28 protein-coding genes are annotated in these 21,516 nt (G+C 45.0%); 5 read left to right on the top strand and 23 right to left on the bottom strand.

The window, feature by feature from the left end:
• Positions 1-317: 317 nt before the first annotated feature.
• Complete coding sequence (locus ABGV42_RS22840; RefSeq protein WP_347383816.1) at positions 318-1,628, top strand: right-handed parallel beta-helix repeat-containing protein; 1,311 nt, start codon at positions 318-320, stop codon at positions 1,626-1,628.
• A 116-nt stretch (positions 1,629-1,744) separates the two neighbouring features.
• Here ABGV42_RS22840 and ABGV42_RS22835 read toward each other — a convergent pair whose 3' ends face one another.
• Complete coding sequence (locus ABGV42_RS22835; RefSeq protein ID WP_347383815.1) at positions 1,745-2,203, bottom strand: MarR family winged helix-turn-helix transcriptional regulator; 459 nt, start codon at positions 2,201-2,203, stop codon at positions 1,745-1,747.
• 134 nt (positions 2,204-2,337) lie between these two features.
• On the opposite strand from ABGV42_RS22835, the gene ABGV42_RS22830 reads away from it, so the two are divergent.
• Complete coding sequence (locus ABGV42_RS22830; protein WP_347383814.1) at positions 2,338-3,216, top strand: SDR family NAD(P)-dependent oxidoreductase; 879 nt, start codon at positions 2,338-2,340, stop codon at positions 3,214-3,216.
• 88 nt (positions 3,217-3,304) lie between these two features.
• On the opposite strand, the gene ABGV42_RS22825 is transcribed toward ABGV42_RS22830, so the two are convergent.
• Both ABGV42_RS22825 and ABGV42_RS22820 read right to left on the bottom strand, forming a co-directional pair.
• Positions 3,305-3,838: a hypothetical protein gene (locus ABGV42_RS22825; protein WP_347383813.1), complete on the bottom strand. Its 534-nt coding sequence runs from the start codon at positions 3,836-3,838 to the stop codon at positions 3,305-3,307.
• Between the two features lie 166 nt (positions 3,839-4,004).
• On the bottom strand, positions 4,005-4,832 hold the full coding sequence (locus ABGV42_RS22820) for a sugar phosphate isomerase/epimerase family protein (protein ID WP_347383812.1): 828 nt from the start codon (positions 4,830-4,832) through the stop codon (positions 4,005-4,007).
• 210 nt (positions 4,833-5,042) lie between these two features.
• On the opposite strand from ABGV42_RS22820, the gene ABGV42_RS22815 reads away from it, so the two are divergent.
• Positions 5,043-5,363, top strand: a complete 321-nt coding sequence (locus ABGV42_RS22815) for a hypothetical protein (protein WP_347383811.1) — start codon at positions 5,043-5,045, stop codon at positions 5,361-5,363.
• Positions 5,281-5,457, top strand: coding sequence for a DUF6199 family natural product biosynthesis protein (locus tag ABGV42_RS31895; protein ID WP_431523670.1), 177 nt, complete (start codon positions 5,281-5,283; stop codon positions 5,455-5,457). The genes ABGV42_RS22815 and ABGV42_RS31895 overlap by 83 nt, the downstream gene beginning before the upstream one ends.
• A 130-nt stretch (positions 5,458-5,587) precedes the next feature.
• Here the strand turns inward: ABGV42_RS31895 and ABGV42_RS22810 are convergent, their stop codons facing one another.
• The 7 genes from ABGV42_RS22810 to ABGV42_RS22780 all read right to left on the bottom strand — a co-directional run bounded on the left by ABGV42_RS22810 (position 5,588) and on the right by ABGV42_RS22780 (position 11,841).
• A complete protein-coding gene (locus ABGV42_RS22810) occupies positions 5,588-6,910 on the bottom strand; it encodes an LLM class flavin-dependent oxidoreductase (protein WP_347383810.1) in 1,323 nt (440 codons plus the stop codon).
• Between the two features lie 2 nt (positions 6,911-6,912).
• Entirely contained in the window at positions 6,913-8,145 is a 1,233-nt protein-coding gene (locus ABGV42_RS22805) for an MFS transporter (protein WP_347383809.1), read from the bottom strand.
• Between the two features lie 132 nt (positions 8,146-8,277).
• On the bottom strand, positions 8,278-8,724 hold the full coding sequence (locus ABGV42_RS22800; RefSeq protein ID WP_347383808.1) for a GNAT family N-acetyltransferase: 447 nt from the start codon (positions 8,722-8,724) through the stop codon (positions 8,278-8,280).
• A gap of 266 nt (positions 8,725-8,990) precedes the next feature.
• Positions 8,991-9,809 (bottom strand): purine-nucleoside phosphorylase, encoded by an 819-nt coding sequence (locus ABGV42_RS22795; RefSeq protein WP_347383807.1) that lies wholly within the window; start codon positions 9,807-9,809, stop codon positions 8,991-8,993.
• Positions 9,810-9,937: 128 nt separating this feature from the next.
• Complete coding sequence (locus tag ABGV42_RS22790) at positions 9,938-10,270, bottom strand: immunity protein TriTu family protein (protein WP_347383806.1); 333 nt, start codon at positions 10,268-10,270, stop codon at positions 9,938-9,940.
• Positions 10,271-10,416: 146 nt separating this feature from the next.
• Entirely contained in the window at positions 10,417-10,593 is a 177-nt protein-coding gene (locus ABGV42_RS22785; protein ID WP_347383805.1) for a hypothetical protein, read from the bottom strand.
• Positions 10,594-10,680: 87 nt separating this feature from the next.
• A complete protein-coding gene (locus ABGV42_RS22780) occupies positions 10,681-11,841 on the bottom strand; it encodes a serine hydrolase domain-containing protein (protein ID WP_347383804.1) in 1,161 nt (386 codons plus the stop codon).
• A gap of 183 nt (positions 11,842-12,024) precedes the next feature.
• Here ABGV42_RS22780 and ABGV42_RS22775 point away from each other — a divergent pair, with 183 nt between their 5' ends.
• A complete protein-coding gene (locus tag ABGV42_RS22775) occupies positions 12,025-12,465 on the top strand; it encodes a winged helix-turn-helix transcriptional regulator (protein WP_154896147.1) in 441 nt (146 codons plus the stop codon).
• A 16-nt stretch (positions 12,466-12,481) separates the two neighbouring features.
• Here the strand turns inward: ABGV42_RS22775 and ABGV42_RS22770 are convergent, their stop codons facing one another.
• From ABGV42_RS22770 to ABGV42_RS22710, 13 genes are all read right to left on the bottom strand, one after another.
• Positions 12,482-13,642, bottom strand: a complete 1,161-nt coding sequence (locus ABGV42_RS22770) for an MFS transporter (protein WP_347384466.1) — start codon at positions 13,640-13,642, stop codon at positions 12,482-12,484.
• A gap of 438 nt (positions 13,643-14,080) precedes the next feature.
• Positions 14,081-14,428, bottom strand: a complete 348-nt coding sequence (locus ABGV42_RS22765; protein ID WP_347383803.1) for a hypothetical protein — start codon at positions 14,426-14,428, stop codon at positions 14,081-14,083.
• A 286-nt stretch (positions 14,429-14,714) separates the two neighbouring features.
• Complete coding sequence (locus ABGV42_RS22760) at positions 14,715-15,581, bottom strand: aminoglycoside phosphotransferase family protein (protein WP_347383802.1); 867 nt, start codon at positions 15,579-15,581, stop codon at positions 14,715-14,717.
• A gap of 73 nt (positions 15,582-15,654) precedes the next feature.
• Positions 15,655-16,134 carry a DinB family protein gene (locus ABGV42_RS22755; protein ID WP_347383801.1) on the bottom strand — a complete coding sequence of 160 codons (480 nt, stop codon included), beginning with the start codon at positions 16,132-16,134 and terminating at the stop codon, positions 15,655-15,657.
• 177 nt (positions 16,135-16,311) lie between these two features.
• A complete protein-coding gene (locus tag ABGV42_RS22750) occupies positions 16,312-16,596 on the bottom strand; it encodes a hypothetical protein (protein WP_347383800.1) in 285 nt (94 codons plus the stop codon).
• 106 nt (positions 16,597-16,702) lie between these two features.
• Positions 16,703-17,176 carry a GNAT family N-acetyltransferase gene (locus ABGV42_RS22745; protein WP_347383799.1) on the bottom strand — a complete coding sequence of 158 codons (474 nt, stop codon included), beginning with the start codon at positions 17,174-17,176 and terminating at the stop codon, positions 16,703-16,705.
• Between the two features lie 59 nt (positions 17,177-17,235).
• Complete coding sequence (locus ABGV42_RS22740) at positions 17,236-17,694, bottom strand: DUF2262 domain-containing protein (protein WP_347383798.1); 459 nt, start codon at positions 17,692-17,694, stop codon at positions 17,236-17,238.
• A gap of 497 nt (positions 17,695-18,191) precedes the next feature.
• Positions 18,192-18,737: a GrpB family protein gene (locus ABGV42_RS22735; RefSeq protein ID WP_347383797.1), complete on the bottom strand. Its 546-nt coding sequence runs from the start codon at positions 18,735-18,737 to the stop codon at positions 18,192-18,194.
• A 103-nt stretch (positions 18,738-18,840) separates the two neighbouring features.
• Complete coding sequence (locus ABGV42_RS22730) at positions 18,841-19,368, bottom strand: DinB family protein (protein ID WP_347383796.1); 528 nt, start codon at positions 19,366-19,368, stop codon at positions 18,841-18,843.
• A 60-nt stretch (positions 19,369-19,428) separates the two neighbouring features.
• A complete protein-coding gene (locus tag ABGV42_RS22725) occupies positions 19,429-19,851 on the bottom strand; it encodes a DUF1801 domain-containing protein (protein ID WP_347384465.1) in 423 nt (140 codons plus the stop codon).
• Positions 19,852-20,080: 229 nt separating this feature from the next.
• On the bottom strand, positions 20,081-20,569 hold the full coding sequence (locus tag ABGV42_RS22720) for a hypothetical protein (protein WP_347383795.1): 489 nt from the start codon (positions 20,567-20,569) through the stop codon (positions 20,081-20,083).
• A 40-nt stretch (positions 20,570-20,609) separates the two neighbouring features.
• The gene (locus tag ABGV42_RS22715; protein WP_431523686.1) at positions 20,610-21,125 is read right to left on the bottom strand and encodes a DinB family protein; all 516 of its coding nucleotides are present in this window, start codon (positions 21,123-21,125) and stop codon (positions 20,610-20,612) included.
• Positions 21,126-21,265: 140 nt separating this feature from the next.
• On the bottom strand, positions 21,266-21,508 hold the full coding sequence (locus ABGV42_RS22710) for a DUF3977 family protein (RefSeq protein WP_347383793.1): 243 nt from the start codon (positions 21,506-21,508) through the stop codon (positions 21,266-21,268).
• Between the last annotated feature and the right edge of the window lie 8 nt (positions 21,509-21,516).

The following is a 21,516-nucleotide window of genomic DNA, read 5'->3' as shown; positions in this document are numbered from 1 at the left end:
CGCACACCCAACCGATCATAGGAATATGAATGTGAGCACATAAACTTATCATTGCCCCAACTATACTTTTAGAGAAGCCGCATTCGAGATTAATTCCTTGGGTTTTGGACGACCAAGCCAACTCTGGCAAAGGATGACCACACCCACGTTGAGATCATTTTATACCTGCGTTACTTTATACCTAAAACGTACTACAAAAGAATTATTTCATGATGGTTTTATAAATATCTCTATACGAAGGACCGATAAAAATCTTGCGCCATGGTTGCTAAGACGTCACCAAACTATTGATTGACCCAAAAAAGGAGAAAAGCATTGTGAGAAAACTTGGAAGTTTATTCATCATTTATTCCATGCTTACAGCCTTGTTTATGACAAGTTCTGTTATGGCAACTGGAGATACACTGGATTCAGGGAAAGACGGAACCATTGCAACAACAAGTGCGACGACGAGTTATTACGTCTCTCCGAACGGCAGTGACACCAATGCGGGAACGATAAATGAACCATTGAAGAGCTTGATGCAAGCTCAGTCCCTCGCTTCGTCCGGCGATACAGTTTATATCCGCGGCGGAGTTTACGATGATTTTGAAATCGCCAAAACGGATAGCAATTATAATTATGTTCATGCCTTCAACAAAAATGGAATTACCTATGAGGCATATCCGGGTGAAAGGCCTGTATTTGACTTCAGTCATGTCCCAACCAATTTACGTGTGGCTGCATTCTTTGTTGAAGATCGTGTAACAGGAGTCACTTTCCGTGGATTTGATGTCACTGGTGTTAAAGTAGGTGAGCAGCCTCAATCGGAGGCTTTCAGAATCAGAGGGCAAGCCGACTTCGTGAATATGGCCGCTTACGGCAATGAAGCCATTGGTTTTTATTATACGGGTAATGGGACGGGAACCGTTCTTAACTCTGATGCCTATGACAATATTGGCCCAACGGATGTCTCTGCCGGGAATACAGATGGATTTGGAGCTCATGGCGGAGCTGTATCGTTCATCAATTCTCGCGCCTGGAATAACAGTGACGATGGATTCGACAGCATCAGTTCTAAGGGACCTGTGGTGTACGATCATTGTTGGTCGTTCAACAACAGGGGCAACCAGAATGGCGTAGGTGACCAAAATGGGTTCAAAGTCGGAGGCTACGCCTACCGGACCACCGGAATTCCAGATCCATTGCCTGTACATACCGTCAAATATTCACTTGCCGTGAATAACGGAGCGAATGGCTTTTATGCGAATCATCAGCCAGGACAATCCGCTAACTGGACCAATAACACCGCATACAATAACCGCCGGGCCAACTATGATATGCTGGAGCGCGTTAGCCCAACGGATATCACCAACATTCCTGGTTACAGAGAAGTGTTACATAATAACATTGCCTATATGGGGACAACCATCAAAAATGATAACAACCCCACTGAAAATGTTACAAATAATTCTTGGACCATCGATGGTGGTCTTCAACTCACCCCAGAAGATTTTGTAAGTCTGGATACGACTCAATTATCGGCAGCGAGGCAATCCGACGGCAGTTTACCCGAGGTTACGTTCATGCTTCCTGTGCCTTCTAGTTCTTTATTCAAATACGGTTTAGGGTACCTTGCCGACAAGTAAGATTCTTTTTTACCCTCAAAAGATCAAAAGGTGGTGTCCAGTACAAATGTGGATATCACCTTTTTTTACCAATGGCTGTGTTTATGTCAACACAACTTGCGCTACATAACCCCATACTACCCCTCCAAGCCGTTAAACTGCCGAAGCCTGGCGGTGAAACGTTCCAGCTCTTCATCATCCCATTTGGATATACGGTCATAAAAGGCTGACTCCTTTTCCTTCAGCGCACTCCCCGTCGACTGTTGACCAAGCTCCGTCAGGGACAATAAAACGCCGCGCCGATCATCGGGGTCCTGCTCCTTCATCACATATCCCGACTTTTCGAGCTGCTTAATCAGACGGCTTACCGAGCTGCGGTCCATGGCAGTCGCTTCTGCCAAAGCTGCGGCACTTGTTGGACCATAAGAGTACAACCACCGTACGAGGTGAAAAGCCGCAGGCTGCAGCGTCGCATCAAAACGCTCGGCAGACCGGACATTGAGCGCATGCGAAGCACTAATCAAGGCATGGATCTGCTCACCAAGCGCCAGTTCCAGGGTTTCTCTATCTTTTGTTTTGGTTACATGTTCACTCATTTTTGTTTTCCCCTCTCCTTGGTGTTTCAAAGCAGACTTCAGAATACATAGTTGACAAATATCAATTAAAATATATAGTTGATTTATGTCAATTATATCTGCCGACTCTGTTCGTGTCAAAAGGAGACTTAACCATGAAAACAACACAGCCTATTATCGTAATCACCGGAGCAACAAGCGGATTGGGGCAGCTTGCTGCCATGGAACTTGCCAAACGTGGAGCGCAGCTTGTACTCACAGCCCGAAGCGAAGAGCGCGCCGAGGCCACCAGAAACAAAATCAGGGCAATCGTGCCCTCTGCCAAGATCCGCTTTTTCTACGGAGACTTGTCCTTGCTGAGTGATGTAAAACGTGTGGGGCTTGAAATTGCAGATGCTTATCCGCGTATCGATGTACTCTTGAATAATGCCGGACTCCATGCGTTTGAACAGCGAGTGACTTCCGAAGGATTTGCCGAGATGATTGCCGTGAACTATTTGGCACCATGGCTGCTAACGCATACGTTGCGTAATTCCCTGATTCAGTCCGGCCATGCTCGCGTCGTAAACGTTGCATCTGAAGCATCGCGAAATCATGGCCAACTGGTGCTGCCGGGTGACTTGATGGATACCTCTCCCTTTACTGCACGTGGTTCCTCTCCGATCTATGGCAAAACCAAACTGCTCAATATTATGTTTACCGGTGAACTAGCCAGACAATGGGATGGAACCGGGGTTTGCGTGAATGCCTTGAATCCGGGTTTCAATGTTACAGGTCTTGGACGGGAGCTGTGGTTCGCAAGTGTGCTGGAACGCATCTTAACGTTTCTGCACATCGGTGATCCACGCCGGGGCGCGGACATTATGACTCGTCTGGCTGTGGAACCCGAGTTTGGAGAGGTTTCGGGAGGTTATTTTAATGTAGGCAGTGGAGCGGCAATAACTCCTGTAGCACCAGGCGGAGATGCCGGAATGCAGAAAAAGCTGTGGAAGGTGACGCATCAATTATTAAAAGAACGTGGCTTGCTGGATTAAAAATGTTTCACTGCTAGAGGAAAGGGGCGAGGCAGTCCCGTCCCTTTTCGCTACCCATCTACTTTCCTATCCATTTTCTTGGAATTCACTATAGATGATTTTGCTGTAACATAATCTCAGGGAAACGTTTAACCATATCGTGGATAAAGCCATCGTTCCCGTAAATAGCAACCACGATGGATTCTTTTCGGGTCGGCATTGGAATAATAAGGGATTGTTTCCCCTTAAAATAGTAGCGATCCTTACGCTCATCCCCATTATCATCAACATAGACAATGTTAACGAAATCCATATCATGACTACGTGCTTTATCGTGGATCACAATACATAAATATCGACCTACCGTTTCTACGGATATGCCCTCTTCGTCTTCTTCCCATACATACTCGTTAGGTTGCATTACAAGCTTATTATCCGCTGATTTGGTGAGTACCGATGCTTTGGCATATTCTCCTTTTACATCAACCAACAGTGCAGAGCGGTCACTCACAATTTTTGCATCAGCATATTGCAAATGGTGAGTTTTGAGATAGCTCTGGACATCCTCTCTGGTAAGAGGTTCGCCACTCGAACCATTGGTAAGCATTAGCATAGATAACATCAATTCAAACAAAAACTTCATTTTATGTACTCCTTTTATTGTGGGTATTCATATTAATTGCTCTAGTTACTAATTTCATCATGGACTGAGTGCTAAAATAAAAATGGACTGGCGAATCCATGGATGCAATACTTGTGAATCCGCCAGTTTCTTGCAATACTTCCTACTCTTCATTATTCAAATCTGTTTATAGCGTTGCAAACACCTGATCAAAGCCTGCCTTTGACTTGGCAAACAGCTCGCTTGAATCAAGGTTTGATGCAGGTGCCAGAACTTCCTGAGCTACAACGCCCGTGTAACCGATAGCCTCCAGATTTTTCAGGAAACCCGTCAGATCAATGACTCCCTCGCCTGGATACAGGCGCTCATTATCAAGTAAATCTTCAATCGGCAGATCAGAGGCATCATTGATATGAACGTGAACAATCTGTTCCTTTTTCAATTGCAGCACCTCTTCCATACGCAAACCAAGAGTATGCCAGTGATAGGAATCCACCAGCAAGCCTACATTGGGAGCGTGGATGGTTTCGATCCAGTCCAGCGTATCCTCCACACTCCAAATAAACGGATTCTTCCACTGGGTCCGCAAATGATGGCAGCCTACAAACTCCAAGCCGAGCCGTATGCCATAAGCGCCCAGGATATCTGCGCAGAGTCTCAATCGTCTGGTAGCCGCCGCCATGAATGAAGCAGCAGGCAGATCAGTCGAGGGAAGAACATAGGTGCAGCAATTGAAACAATTCAGCGAAGCAGAGGCTTCAGCCATTTCAACCAGAGATTTGAGTCCTTCACGAAACTGCTCTTCCGATCCTCTCCAGTCCACCGTAAAGTCCGATGAACCGATGATCATCTGGTTGCTTTCCAATAGGTGGGCAGCTTGTTCCTTCCCGTATTGTTGAACCAATGAGAGCGGATTCAAATCTACGGATTGGAAGCCATATTTGGCTGCATTCGTAATATATTGTTCATCAGACCCGATCTTCCCCAAACCCGCCTTCGTTAATCCTCTAATCATCCCAATCTCCTCCTGTGACTCGTCTAATATGCAACAACTGCTGCTCCCTCTCAAGCTAAATTCAGGGTATAAATTCAGGGTATAAATTCATAATAACAGCCACGCCGAAAAAAGAAACCAGTATGTCCCATTTCTTTTTTTGCAGATAACCACTGCAACTCGTTCCTGGGATTTACGTAATAGACAGCAAAGTGGAAAGAAGGCGTTCATATGATAACTTGGCTTAGAAAAGTCCAGTCTCCCACCCTTATTTTCTTTTCATGCGTTGTGGTTGTGTCTGTGATTGTCGGCTTTCTATCCAAACCTTACTTCACGGAACACATATTCTATGCAGACATTAACAAGTATTCATTCGATCGCAAAGAAGATAACCAGATGATATACCGGAGTAGAACAGCTAATTCCCTGCAGGTGCAAGTGGAGCAGCAGAAGCGCAGTGTATTCATCGATGATCAGAAATATATCATTACAGAAATTAATCCCAAGCCTAATATTACGTATAGCGTGTTATACCCCAACGGACGCACGTGACCCCGAACCTAGCGACTTTTACTACTTGATGACCAGGATTGGCGGCATTGTTGTCATGATTGGATCCGTCTGGATTGCCTTCAAAGCATTCTGAACCATGCAGTTTGTATAAAAAAGCGGTAATAACGTTGAAGATACGTCATTACCGCTCCTTTTCATCCCCTTATTAAGGGAACCTAGATCAAGTTTGCCAAACATGAATATCCATCGTCATATTACACCATTTAGTTCACACGTTCCAGCGTGTACCGATTGCGCGGAATTTCAAGCCCCAGGTTCTCCCGAAGCGTCTCATGTTCATATTCGGTCCGGAACAGCCCTCGTTCTTGCAGAACCGGAACAACCAGCTCCACAAAATCTGCCAGTCCATTCGGCACAACCGTACGGATATTGAATCCGTCTGCGGCTTCGCCTTCAAACCACTCCTGGATCTGATCAGCGATCTGATCCGGTGTCCCAATGAACGACGTTCGCGGCGTGGACGCTCTTAGCGCAACTTGACGGAGGGTCAGTCCCTCTTCCCGTGCCTGCTGCTTGATTTTGTCCGTTGTACTGCGGAAGCTGTTGCTGCCCAGATCACCAATATCAGGGAAAGGTTCGTCAAGTGGAAACTGGGAGAAGTCATAATGATCAAAATAGCGCCCCAAATAATTCAGCGCATGGTCAATGCTGACGAGGCCAGCGATTTCCTGATACTTTTGCTCTGCCTCTTCCGCTGTTCTGCCCACAATAGGACCGATGCCCGGGAAGATCAGAATGTCTTCTGCCTGACGTCCATACGCCACTGCTCTTGCCTTAACATCCCGATAAAACTCCCTTGCTTCCTCGAAGGTCTCATGCCCCGTGTATACAGCATCTGCTGATCTCGCTGCCAAGTCCTTGCCGGATTCCGACGAACCTGCCTGGAAAATGACCGGATATCCCTGCTTCGAACGCGCCACATTGAGTGGTCCCTGTACGGAGAAATGCTTACCTTTGTGATTCAGCGTATGCAGCTTGGAGGGGTCGAAGAAGACACCGTTCTCTTTGTCCCCGACAAAGGCATCATCCTCCCAAGAGTCCCATAATCCTTTGACCACATTCAGATGTTCTTCGGCAATTTCGTAGCGAAGCGCGTGGTTCGGATGCTCTCCTTTGCCGAAGTTAAGCGCCGACCCTTCCAGTGGGGAAGTGACTACGTTCCAGCCTGACCGTCCTCCGCTGATCTGATCCAATGAAGCAAATTGCCTCGCCACCGTAAACGGTTCGCTATAAGAAGTCGATAATGTCGCGACCAGTCCGATATTTGAAGTAGCTCCCGCCAGCGCAGACAACAGGGTCAATGGCTCGAAGCGATTCAGAAAATGAGGATTGGATTTCTCATTGATAAAGAGACCATCAGCAATGAATAGGAGATCGAACTTACCTTCCTCCGCTTTACGCGCCTGTTTTTTGTAAAAATCAAGGCTAACACTGGCATTAATCGGAATGTCAGGATGCCGCCAGAAGGAAATACTATTCCCAACTCCGTTCAGATTGGCCCCCAATTTCAGTCGTTGTTTCGTCATATTCAAGTCCTCCCTATGTTTTCGTGGACAATCCGATCTCTCTTGTTCATTTGCTTCCTATCGCTTGCCTTTACCACCCAGGCAGCCCCGAGAAGTGCGATCCCTGTGAGCAGAAAAATAAAAGGAATGCCGGTCCATCCACCAAGAAAGCCGCCGATGAAAGGGCCAAGCACAATACCGAATTGACTTGCCGTCTGGCTGAGACTAACTGCCCTGCCCCGGAACTCGTGATCCGCATATTTGATAATTAATGCGTTGAGAGCCGGGTATACCGCAGCAAAAAACAACCCATAGATAAATCGCAAACTCCCAAAATACACGAGGTTATACGCGGTTAGCTGAAGAAGACTGCCAACTCCTCCGCCGATCAGTCCGATAAACAAGGTTTTCTCATACCCGATCCGGCCACCAATCTTTCCCCATCTTGGTCCCATAATGACCGTGGCTACACCGATAGCTGAGAATACGATGCCTGCACTGAGTGTCGCATGGCTTACCTCTCCGCCGATCTGAACGACATACAGCGTCAGCACAGGTTCGATAATGAGCACGGACGTGGAAACGAGTAAGATGAGACCATAGATTCGCATTAAACCGGGAGTGGAAGCCGCTCTCTTCAGATCACCCAAGATGCTGGTGGAAGCCACTTTTTGGGATCTGCGCGACTCTTTTACGCCAAGAACCAGCAGAGCTGAGAACAGCGTGATCACCCCAGATGCAATGAAACATCCCCGCAGCCCAATCCATTGACTGAGCACGCCTCCAGCAAGAGGTCCAAGGATTCCGCCTGCAGCAATGGATGTGGAGATGACACCCAGCGCGTAGCCGACATGCTTCTCCGGCGTATTCGTGCCAACCAATGTGATGGAGGCCGGATTGAATCCAGCCATGAGTCCCTGAAAGACCCGAACAGCAATGAAGGTGTAAGGGTCCTGGACAAAATAGTTGGCAGAATGAGCAATCGCCAGCCCAACACCTGACCGGATCAGCATCAGCTTGCTGCCGTATTTGTCAGCCAGTGATCCCCAGAAGGGAGCACATAGTCCGCTGATCAGAAAGCTGATCGAGATGGAGACACCGGACCAGGCCTCCAGCCCGCTCTCGATTCCGAGATCATTTTGCAGAAACAGAGGAAAGAACGGCACGGACAAGGTGTACGCCATATGATTGAAGAAAAGCCCCAACCACAGAATATACAGATTACGCTTCCAATCCGGCATATCGGTATTCTCCATAGTGTATAATTCCTATAAAAAAAGTAGGTTATTATTCATATTAGGATAGGGATGCAGGAAAGTATAATAGAAATGTTCAATAGACCCATTCAAGAATTAAATGAATGGGTCTATCATTTTGCTATTTAACGATCAACCTTCTGTTAGCTGGACGGACATGAACACATCTACCTCATCTTCACGATCTACTACAAACCCAAAACGTTCATATAACCGCTTCGCCCGGCTTCCCTGCAACACATTCAACATGACACGTTTGCCCTTGGCTTCGTCCTTTTCCAGTAGCTTTTGCAATACTTCGGTCCCGAGCTTCCTGCCCTGCGCATCCGGATGAATATAAAAGTGCTCCAACAGAGCACCCTCAGCCGTAGGCTTCAGCGAGACACAACCTACGGATGAACCCTCCAGCTTAATAATCCATGTATAGATCGGATCGAATGAATTCCGGAAACGTTCCCGAACCTTCACCTCATCATACCTTCCTAATCTGGTCAGATCATCATACAGAACCAGGGCACGCAAATCGGCAAGCCGCTCCCGATCTTCCTGCACAGCTTGATGCATCGTTAGTTGGTTCATTATACAACCTCCGTATTAAATACGCTGAATATTAGGAATGATTCCCCATGTCTGTCGTTTCTCAATCTCGGTCATGCCCCAGAGCTCAAGTTGAAACCATTCGGTCCGACCACCTGAAGCTCTCTTATTATAGGTTGCTTCTGCCTGTTTAGGAATATTTATGCTCATGTTTCTGATCAAAAAAAGAGCACTGTCCACCGGATATCATCCGTCATGGACAATGCTTGTTCCATCGTTTCTGTGAAAAAAAGAAGCCGCTCAGTCCATTACAGCTCTTGCAGGATGCCTTTGACCAGCCCGATAAAGGTTGTTTTCACTTGTGCAGCCACTTCGATGACTTCATCATGACTGAGCGGCTGATCCAGAATGCCGCAGGCCATGTTGGTCAGGCAGGAAATGCCCAGCACCTTCATGCCGCCATGGATGGCTACGATCGCTTCAGGAACCGTAGACATACCTACAGCATCCGCGCCCATCGTCCGAATCATGCGAATCTCGGCTGGAGTTTCATACGCAGGGCCACTCCACCACGCATACACCCCTTGCTGCAAGCTGACATTCTGCTCTTCAGCAACCTTAAGGGCAATACTGCGCAACTCGCGGTTGTATACCTGAGACACGTCAGGGAAACGTACCCCCAGTTCAGCATTATTAGGTCCCATCAATGGATTGTTGCCTACCAGGTTAATATGATCCGTAATGAGCATCAGCTGTCCCGGCTGGAAGCTTGTGTTGATCGCTCCGCAGGCATTCGTGATGATCAATTGCTCGACACCCAGCGCCTTCATGATGCGAACCGGAAACGTTACTTCATCCAGCGTGAACCCTTCATAATAATGAAGACGCCCTTTCATGGCTACGACCGTTTTGCCCATTAGTTCGCCAATGACCAGCTCGTTAGCGTGACCAATAGCTTCAGATTGTGCAAAATACGGAATATCCGTATATGGAATAACTGTAGCATTCTCGATCTCGTCCGCGAGTGCTCCCAGCCCGGAACCGAGGATCATGCCCACAGCTGGCTTGGTGTTAATTCGGTTTAATATGTAATCTCTAGCTTCTAGAATATGTTCGGATTGATGCATGAATGGTTTCCTCCTGATAATATGTATTGGGGGTTCAGCGTGACTATACCTCAAGTGTAATGAACAATAGACATGATGTAAATGGAAGTCGGCAAACCACCTCATCTGGCAGCTCACGCTCCATATGATTAAGGTTTAACACCAGTCTGTAACACTTGGAAATATATTTGTAAAAGTTCATCAAAATCAGGATCTTCCTTGTCAACCTGCTCTATATACTTCCACAATATCAATTCTTCCGTTTCAATGTTTACAACCTCATATTCCATTTGTCTGGACTCCCAGACGGTTACTTGGCCCATGGCATACTCTGATTCATGAACAAACCCGGTTGATGGATCGGGAACGGGAATACGATGTTCATCCACATGGCCATGGTTCACCGGTTCGGTGGTAATATGAAGCGTTCGCAGTGGGCCTGCCTTTTGTTCGGCCCATTGATTAAATTGTTTTCGAATCATATGAAAGTACCCCGCCTTCAGGCTTAACCATTCTTGTGTCATTCATGCTTCAACATTACACAAAAAACCGATCCTCTGTCGAGAATCGGTCTCATTTATTGAAAAAGGATAACATATTTTACATCAACAGGTAATGGCAATCACCCTTACTGCTGATCCAGCGAATGGCGCATTTTGCTTTTCATGAAATCCATCCCCATGATCAGTAACAGCATCAGTACAGCAAACATCACGGATTTTCCAATAGTACTTTCAGGAAAGATCATATAGGCAGCTGCAAGATGGCCTGCAAAAAGAAACAAGTAATTCCTTATTCGGTCCATCTTCTCATCTCATTTCGGGATCAAATTCAGACACTTATCCTACAGTTCTACCCTATCACACTTTTCCAGTTTAATCCATAATTCAAGTTATCTCTTTAGCCCAATTCCCTCATAGACAGCCTCGCACAATTCAGTTGTAAACCTGCCTGACATACCCTCCAGAGCTGTGTTCGTGAACGCAACAACGCTCAGCTCTTCTGTCGGATCAACAAACCATGAGTGACCATAGGTTCCTCCCATACGCCACGTTCCAACGGATTCCGGGGTACCCGCCTCTATCGGATCTTTCAGCAACGTAAATCCCAGCCCAAATCCTCTGCCCGGCCAATAAGGCATGTCAAGATCGCCAATCTGATTGGTCGTCATATCGGTGACCAGTGATTTAGGCAGAAGAGAACCTCCACCTTGACGCAGCGTTTCAAGCAAAAGAAGAAAGTCTCTTGCACTTCCAATCATCCCCGCGCCACCTGAGAAATAGGTCGATGGATCAAGGTATCTTTCTGGTGCAAGCTGGAAGCCGGCCGTTCCTTCAATAAAAGGAGCATGGTCCTTATCACGCAATCGACGAGGTTGCCCATTACTGTTAAAACTGTCCGCATAGGCAGCAGTCAACCTCTCCGGATCGACAGCAACAAAATCCGTGTCCTTCATGCCCAGTGGATGAGTGACGAACCGTTGTACCGCCTCGCGCAGTGTCATCCCAGTCACTTTCTCAATGACTGCACCAAGTACATCAGTTGCAATCGAATATCTCCACATCTTCCCGGGCTCATACAATAGTGGTACAGAAGCAATCCTGAGCAAATTTTCTTCCAGTGTAACGCCAGCGATATCCATCCCATCTGATACTTCGGCAAGTTCGTAGGTTCCCCCGTTTTCCTGAAAAAAGCGATACGTTAACCCCGCCGTATGTGTCATTAGATGATGAACCGTCATGGATGCCACTTCCCCGTTTGGCTGTTGAGGAAGAAATTCAGGAAGCCATTTTGCTACCAGATCATCCAGCTTTAATTTTCCTTGGGATATCAATACCATGGCAGCGGTAGATACAATCGGCTTGGTTACAGAAGCATACCTGAACAGTGCGTTTTCTTGCATTGGTATGTTCTGCTCCCGATCTGCAAGGCCAGCAGCGCTGTTATAGACCAACTCCCCTTTCCAGGCAATCTGAACAACGGAACCCACAATTCTTTTTTCTGCCAACGTCCGGTGAATGACTTCATCCACAGATATAGAATTAAACTTCATATCTCTGTCTCCCATTTCCCTCTTCCTCTCCATGTGCTACCGCTTGATTATTTAAAGTAAGTATGCTTATTATATAAATGTTCTCATCCGTATTACATAAGGCAACCAAGTTATCCACAATAATCTGCCATGAATATAAAGGTAATTACAATGTATTTCCTATAATTTAAAGGGGGCCATCTCATGGACCAAATCGATACGAATATTCTCTTTCATTTGCAAAACCAGGCAAGGCTATCCATGACAGAATTGGGCAAGCTGGTAGGTTTATCTCAACCCGCCGTAACAGAACGTGTGAAACGATTGGAAGAAAGCGGTGTAATCGAGGAGTACCGCACCATCATTTCTCCACAGAAAATAGGGAAATCGAGTACTTCCTATCTTCTTTTTCGCACACGGGATTGTCATGCCTTTCTTGATTTCTGCCGTTCATCACCGGAAGTGGTCGAATGTCATCGCGTGAGCGGAGAACATAACTACCTGTTAAAGATCATGACGGATTCCATTGCTGATCTTGAAGCATTTGGAGACCGATGCGATCCATACGGTACCTACACTACCCTCATCGCCATATCTTCACCTATCGCAGCCAAAAATCTCATCGAAGAAACGAATGTGGTGTAAATGGTAGATTTCGTTCTTAGCCCGTTTTGGGAAAACCATGTTTTCTCGCGGACCAGGCGACAACCAAGGCGATAAGAATCAACAGAATCAAGGAAATCGGCAGAAAACGAGCTCCCACCTGGTTCAAAAGGATGGCTCCGATGATCCCTCCTCCCCCAATTCCCAGATTCCATGCTGTTACCAGCATGGATTGGGCGATATCAGCACTCTTGCCCCCGGCTTGCGCAATTGCAGTCTGCAATAACGTAGCGGCCCCTCCAAATGTAAGTCCCCAGGCAACCACCCCCATAATGATCACAGTCGGTTGATGGATAAAGACCCCCATCGCCAGCGAAGCCAGTGCAAATATAACTAGGCTGATCAGAACCAAGAGCCTGATGTAACGATCAATCAGCAGCCCAATAATCCATATACCGATCACTGAAGTCAGTCCAAAGATCAGCAGAACCAGATCCACTCGTTCAGACAGCACGGTCTCGACAAGATAAGGTGATATATACGTGTACAGAATGTTATGGGCGAGGACCCAGGCCAGAACAACTAATAATATGGGACGCACCCCAGGAATAACAAAAATCCGATAAAGCGCAAGCTGATGACGAGCAGACTCCCCCTTATAATCAGGTACTTTCCATAGCACCCAAACTACAAGCGCAGCCGTCAATAACGAAATGGTTCCGAAAATAAGGCGCCACCCTGCGTAATTGCCCAAAAAGGTACCCAAGGGAACGCCCAGTGCAAGCGCCAAAGGTGTGCCCACCATGGCCACTGCCATCGCTTTCCCCCTTAACGAGCTTGAAACCATCCGGCGTGCGTAACCGGCAGTCATTCCCCACAATACGCCAGCAGACACACCCGCCATAAAACGGGCAGCAAGAGTGACTCCGTATACCGAAGATACGGCCGTAATCGTGTTGAAAATCAGAAAACCGAGGATGCATAATAACAGTAGAGGCCTGCGTCTCCATCCACGTGTAGCAGTCGTCAAGGGGATCGCTGCCAGAAGAGATCCCACTGCGTATAATGTGACGAGTTGTCCAGCTAAACCTTCCCTGATCTCCAGATCTTGTGCTATTTGCGGCAGCAGTCCCGCCGGTAGACTTTCTGTAAGGATGCATATAAATCCAGCCATAGCCAAAGCAAGCAGACCTGACCAGGGAAGACGCTCCTTTGCCATTGCGTTCACGTTCACGAAGACTCTCCTTTATCCCTTATTTGTGTAGGTCCAGAAGCCTCTGGCCTACAAGAATAAGCTTATAAAATCGGGTCCACATTTGGCATACTTAATTAACGGCAGATCGATCGTTTTAGGAGGATAATCCGTTTTATTTCGGTGTTTCACTTTGAATTTAAATGTAAGCGATATCAATTGGTAATGGCCAAATGCTCGATGGTTAAATAGGATGGAAGAAAATCGAAGATGATTAATAGCGCTCCTGTTACTCACTAGGACAGGGCGTAAAATCACACGGGATTTGCAGCACAAATAAAGATCAGGCATGTCATTTACACAAGGGGAACGAACGCCTCAAGGTAAATGCATGCCTGTTTTTTGTGTTGAATGATATGCTGTATCGCGACCAAAGAATAACTCTTACAACTAAAAAGGCTAAAGCTAAAGCTTGTCCACCTGCAGCAGCGTAATCTGTTTTACGGTACAGGCAGGGCTGATCTGCTCCTCGGATAGGACATTCAGCTTAATCAGGCTTTTCAGTTTATGACTGTCTACCTTGGACAGCAATCGCCAGATATCCGGATCAGGCAGGGCGGCATACAGCTTCTGATCGTCATATTCCTTGCGTTGCTGAAGCACCGTTTTTACCGTATAACCCCCAACCTTCGTCTCGTACACCCCTTGTTCCGCACAATACGCGACGATCTCATCCCGCAGTACAGACAGTTGCTGCTCAATGTCCTTCTGCTGCTGCTTTAGATGAAAATAGGTTTGCACCTTCTGTTCCATGACCTATCACGCTCCTCTATACCATAGGTATGCAGGAAACGATCGTTTAAGACAGGCTATTCATGATCATACGCAGGAAAATAATGAATCATGATTGAATGGAGATTACCGTTGGTAGTATTCCAGCCAAAAATAGAAGTACGGGTTTCAACTGTTTACTGATGCATTTTTCCAAACACGTGCATACTTTTTCTTAGATATCGGATCTTCGGTAGGCGAATTTAGGTCACCACAATGTTTGTGCATGTCTGTATCCATTCTATCAACTTCCTTTGGCATCTTATCTTCATTGCAATAAATCCTCATTCAAATATGGATTATGGATGGTAATCCTATGAACTCGCTGCATTACCTTCGGTCCCATGGGCACATCGCCGACGCGCCTTAATAGAATCCAACGTAGACAAGCCATTGCCTCAAATACTTCCTCATCCGCCACCGAGTAACTTGCTGTACGCCTGAATTCAGCACAATACGTCTCGCCATAACTCTCGCCACTGTAGATCGCAATGAGAAAAACAGACCATGCCATATCGTATCTCGGATCACCTAGCTGTCCGTTCGTCCAGTCGATAATGATATAGTGGTCCTCCATTTCAAGAATGTTACCCAGATTATAATCCCCATGGATTAAGCAGTCCTGTCTGAGCTGAACGCGTTGAAGAAGGTGCGACAGATGAGTGCTTAGGTCTTCATAGAGCTCTATGGAAGGAAAGAAATAACCAACAAAATCATACCTGGATATGTATGCTCCATCTTCTGCACCCGCTTCATTTAACGGATAACGATGGACCTCCATTAAATTTTGAGCTAAATGTGCCAGCTTGGAAGATGTTAATTGGGTAACAGGTGTACCATCATAGCTCGTTAACAGAACCTGATTCTGCTCCTCATCCATGCCCCAGCCATAAGGTGTGGAGACACGGATTCCATTACGGAGAAGTTTGGACAACAGCCTATATTGGTTGCCGACATTCGGTTTTGAATCCTTGTTCCATATCTTCAGAACATACGGCTGACCATCAAGTACGATTTTCATCACATCTGCTTCCAGTCCAGGTGACAAAGGAATGACCTCATATCCCCCGTTCATCATAAGTCTTAGACGTTCATCCAATTGGAACCAATTCATACGACTAAGTTCGATGGTCATCACTTCCCCTCTTCTGCACATGGCCTTACCCTCGTTGGAATAGGCTGCTCTCGCCTTTTTTTATCCGATCCGGTCAGTCAGGGGTAATCAAGCCTTTACCGATCACATTGGCGGACACCGGTTTCTTGCCCAATTCTCTGGCCCATACCGACAATTGTCCCATATGATGAATTTCATGAGCGATGACATGACGCATGACTTCTCCCCATGAATCGATTACAACGTTGCCGTTCGATTGATGATCGATATGAGCTCTCTTTTCCATGCTTGTGTCCCATGCCAAAACAAATGCCTCGACATCGGGACGCAACTTGCGATCGAATTGTCGCACAGCTTCAAGGCTCTTGTAGTGTTCAAAATCTTCCGCTCCATCCGGCTTATCTTGCAGAATCTGAAGCCAGCTCCACTCCACATCAATGATGTGGAAAAGTGTCTGTAAGATGCTCCCTACTCCGCCTGTACGAGGCCGCAGCAATTCTTCAAGCGGTAGTTCCTCACACCACGCATACCATTGCTCACGGACCATCCAGTTATAACGAAAAAAAGTTTCCATCCCCATTCCCCTTTTCCGGTTGTATTCCTAGAGTATTTTAATACATTCTGTGTTAGCAAACGTGTTATCCGAATGTTCAAGATCCCCATAAATTCCGCTAATCTGATCTCCAACCCTTCACCTTCTATCATAACCCATGATATGGAAAAACGAAAAGAACCGCATCATTGCGGCTCTCTACTCTTGTAAACGGGTTATTCTCTTTTTGATATAAAGGAAGACATGAATTGCGGCATAAATAAACAGGACATTAAATAAATAGGAAAGCACTTGGATATTAACACCCGAAAGAAACCAGATTGAACCGTGCGGACTCTCAACATGATAATCCGTATAAAATCGAATCGGGAAACCGTACTCCGTTCTTGATGGACCTTCCGTGTATGCTGTTCCAGGAATAAGCATAACAGCTAACATGGCAAGCCAAGCGGAGACGTTTAGTATTCTATAATTAATTGTCAATGTATCTCCCCCAACTCATCTAGGACTGGATTTTCTCCGAAGAACGTTCCTTCCAACTTTTCATCAGAAAAGTCTCTCAAATCCTTTTGATCTATTACAAAATTTTTCAATGACTTAAACTTTTTCTAAACGTAACGCGCGAGTATCCGGCTTGAAAATAATCCTTCTCAAATTTCGATACCGAGTAACCCATCGATTTATAAAATACTAATGTGTCTTCATTATCAGGATGGCCGAGAGTGTGTAACACAACTTCTGTTTTTCCTTTTTCTTGAATCGCTCCACATACATGGTCCAAAAGAGTTTTCCCGATTCCTTTCCTCTGATGCTTGGGCGATACAACAACACCTACGATTTCGTAACACTTTTCATCATTGTTATACATAAACCCGGCATGTCCTACAATCTTGTCTATCTCAACTGCAACCCAGTATGCCGAATCACTGGAATTGTTGAAATAACTCGCCCAACGTTCTGGATAAAGGTTAACGATAAAAGCGGGAAACTGCAGCTCATATTGCTCCATTAACTGCTTAACCAATTCCGGATCCTGTGGTGTCAATTGTCGGTAAAATATCAAATGCATCACCCTTTTATAAAATGGAATAATCCCTAAGTATTACGTTAACTTTAGCTACTTTAAATTTCTGCACTTCTAAATCGGTAGTCACTCTCAAAGTATGCATGGATTCTGTGCCCACCGAACAATTCTCCATCATCATATTCGCAGTATATATCCTCATTCCTGATCACGATGTCCAGAAGTTTGATGGAGGCTGCAAATGTCTCTGGCGTTACATCATATTTTCCTGCATCGACTTCATCCCAATTCAAATGTTCATCGTTCTCATCATATTCAGGCCAAAAATCATTTTTATAGCTCGTTAATTCATCTGCGATGGCTACCCTAGCCTGCTTATCGAACTCCTGTATAACTTTATATAGTTTTTCTGCCCGCTGTATCATCTCATAGACATGAGCCTTGTCATCCGATATTTCCAATGTCCAATGTATAGGACCTTCCTCATGCGTATATGCTCTACTCATTTCTTCATAAACAAATGTTCCGATATGCTCACTGTGAATCGATTTATCCAACTTACAGTACCTCCTTACATACACCGTTTACACTAACTCCGCTTTTTGCGAGCCCTGAAGAGAGCCTCCAGCCCCAGATCAATCAGTACAAAGATCATCGCTGCAAATACACCAAATAAGGTTAGAATGATGGTTTCTCTATACTTTAGAATATCTTTCCCAGCGCCCAAGATCAGATAAAATATGTACATACCAGCGAACCCAGCGCACGCGTAACTCAGTAATTTGACGATTAGATAAAGTATACGATTCGCGAATCTTATCTTGGTCAACAAGAAGTCTACTAACACCGATAAGGGTAACCCTATCAAAAAAATCAAGGGAGTTGCATATATAGGGAACACAGCAATATAAAAACCAAAGCCATAGGTGTCACTCATGAATACCAAGCTCGCAGCTACACTAAAAATGATTATGGTTAAAAGTGAGGTTAACAACTTTCTACCCAGGCTCATTTCACCACTCCAATATGATTATCCAACAATAATCCAAGGTGCTTATACGTCCGAATCCGCTGGTTTCCACCCGACTTCCTGTGACCACAGATGGGCCTTTTGTAATATCTCCCACACCACAGGGCCTTTGCCCTCGACATACTTGGAACGTTGTTCCTTGTATAAACTCATTAGTCTTTGCTTTTCATCCGCATACTTCACGCAATCCAGTGGATGTTCTCGCAAATAATCCCTGAATAGTAATGTCATCTGTTCAGAGAAACTCCCTGCTTGTCTAACGTGTACATGCGTTCGTCTATTTCCAGGTACTTCGCGGAAATATCTTTTACTCTGATCCGGATTATCTCCCCTAAACACAAAGCCAACCTTTTCGATCTCAAGCTGGAAGCTTTGCAAATTTTCGAGATTCAACACGGAGATTTGAATGTCAATGATGGGTTTGGCGTCTAACCCAACGATTGAAGTTGATCCGACGTGGTCGATGCGAAGAGCTTTATCTCCTAATGCCTCTCTTAATCTGAGTCCCATCTCGAAAAACATCGTCCTCCATGCCGGGTCATACGTTGCAATTCTCCATTGCTCTTCCATGCAGCTGCTTCGCCTCACTTTCAATGAAATAACCGGTGATGTGATTCTATTAGCTCATCTCTTATTTCTGACTCTGTTTTGGTACCTTTCAATTTAATTAATCTCACTTGTTTTCCTTTCCCTTAAACCACATTCTAAGTTGATTAATATGGGCTTGGTGATAACGGTTATGATCTGCCATGTGCCATATGCCCCAGCGTATGGTTGCTTGCTTTTCATTGTCATGTCCAAAAGTAACAACACGGTCCAAATCAGCATCTGTTAATTGTGTACATGTCTCTTTTAAAGCGGATATTACTCCCTCGTGTTGAGAGATAAGTGTGTCTCTAGACACTCCACTCACCATCGGAAGATTGTTGTTTTCATCAATCATCGGGCCGTATTGTTCTCTCAATGACTGGCGCAGTGGTATTCCCTTTATTCTGTAAACCCAGTTTAGATCGACGTATAGGATATGTTTTATTAACTGGGCAGTACTATTACGGTCATGCTCAGGCCCCCTGTAATCAACTTCCTCTTGAGACATTCCTTCTGTAATGGTTTGAAGTCGCTGGCTATTCTCCCTTACAGCTGAATATAACATTCCCACCACAGGTGACATATCAGATTGGCCTTGCAGGTCATGCAGCATTCTATTCATTCCTCCTTGCCATCGTTCATAGTAACCTTGCAGGTAACTCCTAAAATATATCTACGGATTCGGATAGGTTTCTTGTAAGAACTTAACCGATTGGTTGATTAAAGCTTTTAAAGTATCTACATTAATATCTGCGACCTTATTAATATACACGCATGCTTTTCCCGACGTATGTTTCCCCAGATCCTTTAAAAGTGACTCTCGTTCTGTATCGCCAGTTGCAAAATATAAACTGATTTTGGCCTTTCGGGGCGAGAAACCCACCAGCGGGGCATCGCCTTCGTGTCCGGAATCATACTTATAATGATACGCCCCGAATCCAATAATGCTCGGTCCCCACATTTTGGCTTCATAGCCAGTCGTCTCAGCAAAAATATCCAACAACATATAAGCATCCTCACGTTTCTTTGGATGATCCACGCTCTCAATAAACTCAATAACACTATTGTCTGTTTCTTTTGTTTTTTGCTTATACATCATTGTTCACTCCTTTTCAGCTTGATTGTCAGACTGTCTCTGTCCAACGCTTCGCAAATGATAATTCAGTTCATCCACTGATTTTTGTAATGATTCCATTCTTCTCAACCCTGCGTATTGATTACTGATTATTCCCGCAAAACCAATAACAATGACTATAATAAGATAGAGCAATGGAATCCCTCCAAAATAAATCATCAAGAATAGCACCGTTGTTTATAAATGCAGTTTACATTTGATTCGTTAGGTCTTTTATTTTCATTGAAAAACTCTCCCAGTCACTACTATATCCTAAATTCGTCCCCCATCCCGCTGATCTTAGATCATCTCTTAATTGGATTAGCTCGTTGATCCCGTTATTGTCCAATTTGGAATTTGGAAATCCGGTAAACGTGGGGAAATTAGCAAAATACTTATACAATGTCCACAAGTCATTTTCTTGCGATTTCGTGATCATTCCAGCATTCTTACCTGTAACCATCAGTTGGTGAATGCCTTCTGTAACATCCTCAATCTTCTCCAGAACTGTATTTTCGTCGTTCCACTTATTATTCATTTGATAATCAATTGTACTCTCCAATTGGACTAAGTCGCCCTGAAGTCCAAAGGATAAACCCGAATAGATTTCCCTCAGGTGACTTTCCCTCCAAAAGATATATGTGATTAAGATGATATTGAATACGATTGAAATAACAACAATGATATTTTTGGCCTTCATTGATTCTCCTCTCTATTAAAAAACTTCGCCACCTTAAAAGTCACGAAGTTCTCTTTCTGATCATTCTGATTTGGCCTCTGTGATTGATTTCATCCTCGAAAACATGAAACCACATAAAATAATAATTGGCCGGTTTGTTATACCAAAATTCCTCTTCGATGTTCAACCAGTTGTCATCTACCGTCTGAAATAACTGAAGTGTTCTCATCCTTACTTGGTCCAGTTTCGTTAAATAAAACGCGATATCATTGCCTTTGATCTTTTCCTGTCCGTCCTTGCCCAAGTTAAGTGCCGGGCCCCACTCCAATATTTCTACTTCGTTTAGCTGCCGATCCTCAAACGTCGCCACCTGGTAAGCATATTCGACCCCCGCAAAGTGCAGCAGCAATGCACCAATAGAGTTACTTTCGGAATCCAGCAGAAAATCCAGTTGATCTATGGATAGATCTTTGACTTCTTCAATCGTTGTATATCTGGCATAGTTCATCATTGAAATTAGACGACTAATCTGAGGAGAATAACCCGGTATGTCACTGATCAGATAAATGTTATCCATGTTCATGATCTATTTTCCCTCCACCTCAATATGTACGATCTGGTCCATTATATAATTCACAGCATCTTCGAAATGATCTGCAATTGCGTTGTTATGGCCCATGCCCATTTATCAGATTTAGGCTTCCTGTGCAGGGTTTTTCAATTAATATCCAAAAAACCTAGAATGATTTTTACTTTCTTCTCATTTTTATTCACGAATTTAATCCCCTCTTTTGTATCTATAATCAGTACCTTTTTTCCAATCCATACTCTAATGTACACTGATCTAAGACTGAAAGGTTTTGTAAATCCTTTCACTTCAATTTCCGTCCCGTCTTCGTGTTCGAACTCCGTTCTGATGAACCAACGGTTTCCATATCCGATCTCTCTGAACTTTTTCATAGCATGCT

Source organism: Paenibacillus pabuli, assembly GCF_039831995.1.
Classification (GTDB): Bacteria; Bacillota; Bacilli; order Paenibacillales; family Paenibacillaceae; genus Paenibacillus; species Paenibacillus pabuli_C.
The sequence above is the reverse complement of the archived record's forward strand: the minus strand, read 5'-3'. Positions and strand labels throughout refer to the sequence as shown.